Source organism: uncultured Dysosmobacter sp., assembly GCF_947631635.1.
Classification (GTDB): domain Bacteria; phylum Bacillota; class Clostridia; order Oscillospirales; family Oscillospiraceae; genus Oscillibacter.
The window spans coordinates 52831-61975 of record NZ_CANRMB010000016.1 but is presented as its reverse complement, the minus strand read 5'-3'; the positions used below and the strand labels follow the sequence as shown (position 1 = coordinate 61975).

Sequence of the window (9145 nt, the reverse complement as noted above, 5' to 3'; positions counted from 1 at the left end):
TGGGACGAGGTCAAGCGGTTTGAGAATCCCCACACCTTTTACGTGGATCTCAGTCAGAAGCTCTGGGACATCAAGCATGCATTGCTGCGGGAAAACGGAATAGAAGATGAGCAAAAGATGGGTGATGAAAGTGCGGGCGGCGGAGTGAGCGGCACATACTTGAACGACAGCTCTGCTGCATGGGGTGAACCGTAAAGAACGGTTAATGTCATGTTTAGATGCGACCTTGTGTAAAAAAGCACCTGCACGAACAAAAAGAAAATGATTTTTGTATTTGATATAGCTGTACAAATCAGAGAAGGAGGATAGTGAAAATGAAGGTTGTAGTAGCTGATTATGAATTTCCGAACCTGGATCCTGATAGAGAGGCACTTAAGATTTTGCCTGATTTAGAGCTGATTGATGCGAAATGTACAAATGAAGAGGAACTGATTTCCGCTTGCGCAGATACGGACGGGCTCTTGAACCAATACAATTATATTACGGAAAAAGTAATCAGATCCATGAAGAAATGTAAAGTGATTGCTACATATGGTATTGGAGTAGATAAAATTGACGTAAAAGCCGCTACGGAATGTGGCATCTATGTGTGTAATAGCCCTGAATACAATGAATATGAGGTCTGTGACCATACAGTGATGATGGTATTAGCGCTGAGCCGCCAGCTAGTCCAATTGGACCGGGCGATCCGAGCTGGCAAATACGGAGCACTAAAGTTGAAAAATCGATTATATCGTCCCTATGGGCAGATCATTGGCTTTATTGGCTTTGGACGTATTGCCAGACAAATTGCTAAAAAGTTAAAAATATTTGGAATTGAAGCCGTTTGCTATGATCCATATTTGACAGATGAAGAATGCAAAGCTGCTGGTGCAACAAAAATGGAAATGGAGCAAGTATTGGCATGTGCCGATTATGTTTCTATTAATGTATCATTAACAGAGGATACGCGCCATCTGGTGGGCGAAAATGAGTTGAAACGCATGAAGCCCACAGCTTATTTGGTAAACTGTGGACGAGGGGCTATTGTTGACGAAACTGCTTTGATAAAGGTCTTGAAAGAGCATCGTATTGCAGGTGCGGCGTTAGACACATTTGAAAGGGAACCGATTATGCCGGATCATCCTCTGCTGAGCTTGGATAATGTGATTACAACACCACACAGTGCATGGTATACATGGGAGTCTATGTATTCCATGCAATACGTTGCGGCTCGCCAGGTCGCCTTAGTTTTGCAGGGAGAGAAGCCGGAGCACTGTATCAATTATGATGCGGTTCAAAAATTATCAAATTGAATTCCTCGATTTATATCCTTATATGTTTAGGATTCGGCGATGCTAATTTTGCGTTAATTTATTCTCAAACTTTATGATAAATTTCAATACGAGCCCCGTCAAACTTCTTTACAGGACATGACTTTGTTAAATATTTCTTCCTACATATAAGAATATAAGATGTTGGCACATTCTTATTATTGTTTACCGTTATCTTCTGAATCTTTTTAATGGCAGATACGTTATCCTATCTTCTCTGGACAGGCGGCATCTGTGTAAGACTCATTCCATACGTCCATCAGGATCAGATGTCCGCCGCAGAGCACCAGCGTAATGCGATTCCCAGAACGGGGAATACTCTGGACGAGATCACGTAATGTTTTTTGGAGATCCCACCCTTTTTCTGCGATGATGCAAAAAAGAAAGATTGTTTTGCTTGAAAGAAAAAGCCGTCCAGACACAGCAGGAGAAACATAAAGCCCATAAAGGGCACAGTGCCTATGGAAAATTGCTTCCGAAATTTTTGGACTCAGTATATAAAAAAGTCCACCGAGAAACGGGTGCAGGACAAGATGTGGCTTATAGTGAACTGCAGGTACGGATAGGATAGCTGGAGCGGGTAGTGTACTTCTACACAAGAGCCTTTTGGCAAACAAGTGCCCTGTCTGACAAACTGGGACGCTGCTGTTGCATAATTATGAAGATATGGGAAAGATGCAACGCAAAATTTTCACACCACTTTCCGCCCTGCTATCTGCAAAGAAAAGAAACCTAGAGCCATTACGGCTCTAGGCTTTCTTAGTTGTCCGAGTGTCATTAAAGGATCTGGCAAGACCCAGTAAAATCAATGGTTTGCAAGCCATCAGCAAGAGGTTTTATCCTGCAAAATGAAAATTTGGAAGATACACTGCTCAAAAGTGAATTTGAAAAGTGTTTTCCATGTTTTATTAAAAGCGGGAGCGTTACATCTCAAGCCAAGCATCTATATCCTCCGTAGATCAGGCTCCGGAAGTGCACTTCAATACGCAAGTGTATAGAATTTTAAGAGAATTGACGTATGGAGCGATATGGAAACTCATAGGATGCTTCTGTGGAGGTGATTTTCTTGAATCTAAAACGACGACAGTTGTTAATTTGTATTGCTATCCCACTTGCGGTAGGTGGAGTTTCTGCATGGCTGTCCCGAGAAAGTATGAACACCTTTGCAGCATTTGACAAACCACCCCTGTCTCCGCCAGGATGGCTTTTCCCAGTGGTATGGACACTTTTGTTTGTATTAATGGGACTGGCAACCTATCTGGTTCTCATGTCGGCACAACCACAACAGACCATCAACAGGGCGCTGCGGCTGTATGGGATACAGCTAGGCGTTAATTTCTTCTGGTCCATTTTCTTTTTCAATCTATCATTATATCTGTTCTCTTTCCTTTGGCTCATCCTTTTGTGGCTTCTCATTTTAGCAACTACCGTACGGTTTTATCAGATTTCCCAGACAGCAGGGTATCTGATGCTTCCATATTTGTTATGGGTCGCATTTGCCGGGTATCTAAATTTGGGTATCTATCTGCTGAATTAAAAGACAGGCCAAGCAGTGATGCGCCTTCCAAAAAACACCACCTCCTGCTTTTTAAAGCAACGAAGGTGGCATATTGCAGTATATTCTTCTTATAAAAACTTGCGGATGTCCACGGCAAGCTGTTCTTCCAAATTAATCAGCCGTTTCGCAATATCCTTGGAAACTTCATCTGCTGCCTCATATTGGTTCAGATACTGGTTCAGCGATTTGACACCCATATTACAGCCATCTGTCATCAGGTCCGCAATTGTCTGATCGGAGTTGTCCATCCCCATTTTCATGTTGGTTTTCATCCAGGACATACCCTTGGCAATGGGGTTTGGTTCTTTTCCGTCATCATGATATTTGTTTAGTAGGGTCTGGATCTCACTCTTCAGCTTTTCATGTTCCTTTTTGCACTCCGCCAGATATTGCTTGAGGGTACCACTGTGTACTTGCTCAAGAACATCATCAATGGATGCGACCCCCATTTTAACGCCTGCGTCACATTCTCGAAGCAGTTTTATCGTGTCCTGTTCAATCATAGAAATCCCAGCCCCTTTATAAGATAAAACTATTCTGCACAGTTTTGCATTTTTTATTCTCCGGCCCAACACTGAAGTCTGGACATTACGCCGATCAATAAGGCCAAGGGCTGTGTTGCTATATTATGAGGTAGCGCTGAAGATATTGAAAGCCGAGGTGCTAGTGGAAAGCGGTGATCTGGACCGCGCAACCATTCCGGGATGTCCCACACTGCGCATTTCTCTCCCTGAAGTTTCAGGGAGTATCTGAACCTTCTGGTTTCAATTAACCAAATCGAAGCCCAGCGCGGCGGGTCGCGGGCGGAAACAAAGAAAAAGCGCGCCCGGCGCATGGAAAAGCCCTAAGGCTTTTTCCATCGCCTTAGGGCTTTTTCTAAGCTGGTCCGAGTGGCGAGACTTGAACTCACGACCCCTTGACCCCCAGTCAAGTGCGCTACCAACTGCGCTACACCCGGATATTAACTTTAAATACAGACTTGTTGAAGTCAGCTTGTTTATATTAGCACGGTATTTTGGAAAATGCAAGCCCTAAATGCAAAAAAAAATGAAAAAAATTTGTCGGGAGGTTTTTGGGATTCCTGTTGACAAAGTGGCACCGGTTATGGTATCATACTACAAGTGTCTGAGAGGCGGACACCCTTTCTGATTTGGAGAGATGTCCGAGCGGTTGAAGGAACCGGTCTTGAAAACCGGCGATGCGCAAGCATCCGTGGGTTCGAATCCCACTCTCTCCGCCACATCATATCATCAATATTCAAATTTGCGGAAGTACCCAAGAGGCCGAAGGGGCTCCCCTGCTAAGGGAGTAGGCTGGCTAAAACCGGCGCGAGGGTTCAAATCCCTCCTTCCGCGCCAGCGCAAAGCCCTGTAACTGCAATGGTTACAGGGCTTTGCCATACCCTTTGACCCTTACGGGATTTTTTGGCGATTTCTCGAGGGTGGTTTACCAGGATACTTTCCGGATAAAGTGCTCCATTCGATCCGCGGACTGCTGGCGCATTTTCTGTGAGACATGCCCATAAACATCCAGTATGAAGCTGGCCGTGGCATGACCCAGATCGGTCTGCACCGTCTTGATGTCGTCGCTGTTTTCAATGGACACCACTGCGTAACTGTGACGAAGGGTATGGAAGCGTTCCTGCTCCAATCCAATGGACCGCACGATCTCCTTAAAACTTTTGTATACCGTGAAATGAGAGAGGTTCCCGCCGGTTTCATTGGTAAACACCAGGTCCCAGGGATTTCTCCAATCCTGCCCCGCCAGCCGCCGTATCTGCGCCTGCTGGCTTTTCTGCTTTTTCAACAGGGTCATCACAGAGGGAGCCACTGTGATCACGCGGCTGCGGCCGCTTTAGGCAGGGGCCAGCACATACTGTCCGCCCGCCTTCTGCGTCTTTTGGAGCTGCTTGCTGACATACAGCGCATTGTGTGCAAAGTCCACACAACCCCAGCCACGGGATGGGGCCAATTTAATATTCTATGAAATGATCAGGCATGCTCAGAAAGGTATTCGATCAGTCCGTCTTTCGGTATCCGCAATTGACGGCCAATGCGAATGCTGCGTATCTGCCCACTTCGCACCAGCTTATATGCTGTATTCCTGCCGATGCCGAGAATGGGCATCAGATCCTCCACCCGGAGGGCCAGCAGGAGAGCATCATGTACTTGTTAACAAAGTTTTTCTATATATTGTGTTTTTGCTAGGATTATATTGCCTGACTACAAGATATTGCCTTTGACTCGTGCGTATAAACGGTGCATCGCAGACGTATTAGAAAATGGTCCATACGTATTAGGGCCGTATTACTGACGTACAAAGAATTTTGGACATATAAACAGCGTATTACTGCCGGGCCTCAAGAGACGAGGCCCGGCAGGTGTTCATATCTGGAATTTGCAGATGCAGGCCAGTAGTGTTTCACAAAGGTCCTGGCAGATGTCCTCATCGAACATCCCGTTGACCACTGCCTCTCTGACCAGCATGATCAGTGATGCCACGGATATATGTGCATTGAGCGCCTGGGGGCTCAATCGTACCGCAGTGCGTCGATGGGATTGAGATTTGCGGCCTTTTTTGCGGGCAAATAACCAAATACCACGCCGATTGCCGAGGAGACGCCAAAGGCCAGCACGACTGCCATCACAGAGGGGCTGACAGTAATGGGCGTATCCGGCATAAGCGCGGCGATCACAGTGGTCGCCGCTTTTGAGAGCCCGTAACCCAACAGGATTCCCAATACGCCGCCCAGGGCGGAGGTCGTTGCCGCTTCAATCACGAACTGCCGCATGATCGCGCCCTCCCGCGCCCCTAATGCCTTGCGAACACCGATCTCCCGCGTCCGTTCGGTAACAGAAACCAGCATGATATTCATAATGCCGATGCCTCCCACCACCAGAGAGATGGCAGCGATCCCCGCCAGAATATAAATGATCATGTTTACCATGGAGTTCATCTGATCCACCATCTCCGCCATGCTGGAGACGGTATAGGCGTCATCATCCGAGAAAATGCGGTACAGCTTCGATTCCACAAGCGCTTTGGCCTCTGAAATATGATCCGTATCCTGGACGGTCATGATGTAGCTGGAGATGGTGCCTGTAAAGCTGAGCCGGGCCGCTGTGGAATAGGGAATGAACACGCAGTCGTCTGTGCCGCCCTCTTCCAGATCATCTGTCTCCGCCGCCATGACTCCTACGATGGTGAAGGTCGTTCCTCCCACTTTCAATGTCTGGCCCACGGCGCTGCCGCCGAAATAAGCCATATTCAAATACTGGCCCACGACGCAGACCTTCTTCCGGTTTGCCACATCCGCATATTGAATCCCACGGCCCTGGGCCACCTCATAGCCCTTCATGGAAAAATAGTCCTCGCTGACGCCTGTGATGGAAGTGGAGCTGTGGCTGTCACTGCCGATCTTCACCACACCCATCATGTTCACCAGGGGAGAGATCTGCTTGAGAACATCGCTGTTATCTTCCACCATCTGGTACATCTCCTCCTCGGAGACGCTGCGGGATGAGCCGCGCCCCATGATCATCACAGTCAGGGAATCCGTACCCATGTCAGCAAAGCTGTCCTCAATGTAGCCCTGCATTCCGTTGCCCAGGCCCACGATCACGATAACGGCACAGACGCCGATAATGATGCCCAGCATCGTCAGAAGTGTCCGCACCTTGCTGGCCAGGATGTTTTTCAGCGCCAGCTGAAAGGTTTCCGCCAGGTTCATTGTCCCGCCCCCTTTCCCGCCGCGCCAGGCGTCACGACCGCCTCGGGGGCATGGGCGTCGCCGTCATAGACCACCCGGCCATCCTCCAGGCGGATGATCCGCTGGGCCTGGACGGCAATGGAGTTGTCGTGGGTGATGAGGACCACGGTGTTGCCCGTGTCGTGGAGCTTTTGCAGCATGGTCAGCACCTCGCGGCCGGTGTGGGAATCCAGGGCACCGGTAGGTTCGTCGGCCAGGATCACCGCCGGTTCCCCCACCAGCGCACGGGCAATGGACACCCGCTGCTGCTGGCCGCCGGAGAGCTGCTGCGGCTTGTGCTTGAGCTTGCCGCCCAGGCCCACCAGCTCCAGAGCTATTTTCGCCCGCTCACGCCGCTCCGCCCGGGGAACTCCGGCATACATCAGCGGGACCTCCACGTTTTCCAGCAGCGTCAGCTTCGGCAGCAGATTGTACTGCTGAAAAATGAAGCCCAGCATCTGATTGCGGATGGCCGCCAACTCGTTCTTATCCATCTGGCCCACATCCCGTCCCCCCAGCAGATACGTGCCGGAGGTGGGGACATCCAAACAGCCGATGATATTCATACAGGTCGATTTGCCGGAGCCGGATTGGCCCACAATGGCCACAAACTCGCCCTGTTGGACAGACATGGAGATGTGGTCGGCCGCCCGGACAATGGTATCTCCCATATGATAGGTCTTGCATACATCTTGAAATTCGATCAACGCGCCCATCAGAAGCCACCTCCCGGACCTCCGCCGCCGGGGCCGCCTCCGCTGGGCATTCCTCCGCCGGGGGCGCCGCCGCTTGGCATCCCGCCGCCGGGCATTCCACCCATCATGAAGTCCATTCCGCCGCCGGAGCTGGTTTGGATATAGGCTACTACATCTCCCTCCTGCAAACCGGAGGTGATCTCGATATAGCTGTCGTCACTGGAGCCGGTCTCCACCTGGACATAGACATAGCCCTCGGGCGCCTCCTGCTCCAGCGCGTTGACAGCGCTTGGGGAGTCGGCCGTGACCAGCACCGTGTTGCCCCGGTTCACCGCGGAACTGGGGATTGCCAGAACATCCAGACGCTGATCAATGATGATCTCCGCGTCCACGTTCATGCCGGGCAGCAGCCCATCAATGTCCTCAATACGCACGGTGACAGGATAGGTGGTGATGCCGCCTGTGGTCGTACCCGCCACGGAGACATTGGTCACCACGCCTGTATAAGTCTGATCCTCCACAGCGTCGGCTGTGACCTGGACGGTCTGCCCAACCGCCACATCGCCGATGTCCAGCTCATCGATATTCATGGTCATCTCCAGATAGCTCAGGTCATAGATGACGCAGAGAGAGCCGCCGTCCACATTGTCCCCGGCCTTCGCCATCTTGGTGACCACAGTGCCGGAGATCGGCGCAGTGATCTGATAATCGTCCAGACGGTCTCGGGTATTCTCCAGAGACGTTGAGGCGTTGCTGAGGCTGATCCTGGCATTTTCAATGGCATTATCCACGCTGTCGCCGGTGAGGGTGCAGAGCCGCTGGCCATTGGACACGGTGTCGCCCGCCAGCAGGCTCAGTCCGCTGATCTTGCCGGAGGCCTCCGCCGTCACGATGCTGGATGCGCTCACTTTGATGGAGGCCTGCCCATAGCTGGAGTAATTGCCGATGACCGCGCTGGCGGTGTAGTCCTCGGTCACCAGCCCCGGGTTGACCGCTTTCACCCGAACGGTAGTCATCTGCCGTCCGCTGCCCGCGGCATTTCCGGAGGCCACAGTGGACTGGGACACCTGTTGAACGGTCCCGGTGAGCGTTCCCGCAAAACCGTCGATAAAGATGGTGGCGCTCTGACCGACATAAAAATCAGAATTGTCCGCATAGGAGAAGAGGAAGTCGATGTAGATATTGTTGTCTCCCACGATCTTGCAGATCTGGGTCCCGGCGGTGACGGAATCTCCGTTCTGCACATAGACCTCCCCGATGGTGCCGCTCATATCCGCGGTGGGATATTTAGCCTTCACAGCCTGGGAGTAATTGCTCTGGGCCTGGGAATAGCTGTTCTGGGCCTGGGTCTGGCTGCTGTTGGCGTCAGAGGAATCCAGGGTGTATAGCAGCTGGTCCTTCTCCACCAGATCGCCCTCTTCAAAGGTGTCGCTGAGGATCTCAGAGGAGAGCAGCGTGGAAACAGTATAGGAATCCGCCGGCTGAAGCGTACCGCTGGAGGTCAAGGACCTGGTGATGTCCCGTACCTCCGCCGCGCTTTCCTGATAAACTGATGCAGTCTCCGCCTGCTGGCCGCCCATATACTTTAGAGCAAAGCCCCCGCCGCACGCCAGCAGCAGTACCAGTACCAGCCACTTTTTCTTGCCCTTCAGCTTTGGTTTCCATGCGGCCAGCCGGTTTTTCCATGCCGCAGGGGGACTTTGTTTGTCTTCACGCAATGTCTCTTCCATAATCGTTGTTCCTTTCTTTGAATGCCAGCCCGATTGCTATCAGGATAGCAGAGAAAGCTGAAATAACGCTAAAAATCCGCCGCGAAATCTGTACTTTTGGG

Annotated in this window: 9 protein-coding genes and 3 tRNA genes; 5 read left to right on the top strand and 7 right to left on the bottom strand. The window is 50.9% G+C overall.

Features of this window, described 5'->3' with window-relative positions:
- From Q0Z71_RS09745 to Q0Z71_RS09735, 3 genes are all read left to right on the top strand, one after another.
- Positions 1-195 (top strand): hypothetical protein (locus Q0Z71_RS09745; protein ID WP_298021616.1); only part of this gene is annotated, 195 nt, incomplete at its 5' end.
- Between the two features lie 119 nt (positions 196-314).
- Positions 315-1295, top strand: a complete 981-nt coding sequence (locus Q0Z71_RS09740) for a C-terminal binding protein (protein ID WP_298021613.1) — start codon at positions 315-317, stop codon at positions 1293-1295.
- 1075 nt (positions 1296-2370) lie between these two features.
- Positions 2371-2850, top strand: a complete 480-nt coding sequence (locus tag Q0Z71_RS09735) for a TspO/MBR family protein (protein ID WP_363316701.1) — start codon at positions 2371-2373, stop codon at positions 2848-2850.
- A gap of 89 nt (positions 2851-2939) precedes the next feature.
- Here the strand turns inward: Q0Z71_RS09735 and Q0Z71_RS09730 are convergent, their stop codons facing one another.
- A complete protein-coding gene (locus tag Q0Z71_RS09730) occupies positions 2940-3374 on the bottom strand; it encodes a hypothetical protein (RefSeq protein ID WP_298021607.1) in 435 nt (144 codons plus the stop codon).
- A gap of 379 nt (positions 3375-3753) precedes the next feature.
- Positions 3754-3829, bottom strand: a tRNA-Pro gene (locus Q0Z71_RS09725).
- A 194-nt stretch (positions 3830-4023) separates the two neighbouring features.
- Here Q0Z71_RS09725 and Q0Z71_RS09720 point away from each other — a divergent pair.
- Together Q0Z71_RS09720 and Q0Z71_RS09715 are read left to right on the top strand one after the other, a co-directional pair.
- Positions 4024-4111, top strand: a tRNA-Ser gene (locus Q0Z71_RS09720).
- A 25-nt stretch (positions 4112-4136) separates the two neighbouring features.
- Positions 4137-4229 (top strand) — tRNA-Ser (locus tag Q0Z71_RS09715).
- Between the two features lie 88 nt (positions 4230-4317).
- On the opposite strand, the gene Q0Z71_RS09710 is transcribed toward Q0Z71_RS09715, so the two are convergent.
- The 5 genes from Q0Z71_RS09710 to Q0Z71_RS09690 form a co-directional block, all read right to left on the bottom strand.
- Complete coding sequence (locus tag Q0Z71_RS09710; RefSeq protein ID WP_298021604.1) at positions 4318-4710, bottom strand: site-specific integrase; 393 nt, start codon at positions 4708-4710, stop codon at positions 4318-4320.
- A 152-nt stretch (positions 4711-4862) separates the two neighbouring features.
- The gene (locus tag Q0Z71_RS09705) at positions 4863-5009 is read right to left on the bottom strand and encodes a helix-turn-helix domain-containing protein (RefSeq protein ID WP_298021601.1); all 147 of its coding nucleotides are present in this window, start codon (positions 5007-5009) and stop codon (positions 4863-4865) included.
- A 392-nt stretch (positions 5010-5401) separates the two neighbouring features.
- Positions 5402-6601, bottom strand: coding sequence for an ABC transporter permease (locus Q0Z71_RS09700; RefSeq protein ID WP_298021598.1), 1200 nt, complete (start codon positions 6599-6601; stop codon positions 5402-5404).
- Positions 6598-7335 (bottom strand): ABC transporter ATP-binding protein, encoded by a 738-nt coding sequence (locus tag Q0Z71_RS09695; RefSeq protein WP_298021595.1) that lies wholly within the window; start codon positions 7333-7335, stop codon positions 6598-6600. The genes Q0Z71_RS09700 and Q0Z71_RS09695 overlap by 4 nt, the downstream gene beginning before the upstream one ends.
- Complete coding sequence (locus tag Q0Z71_RS09690; RefSeq protein WP_298021592.1) at positions 7335-9044, bottom strand: efflux RND transporter periplasmic adaptor subunit; 1710 nt, start codon at positions 9042-9044, stop codon at positions 7335-7337. The genes Q0Z71_RS09695 and Q0Z71_RS09690 overlap by 1 nt, the downstream gene beginning before the upstream one ends.
- Between the last annotated feature and the right edge of the window lie 101 nt (positions 9045-9145).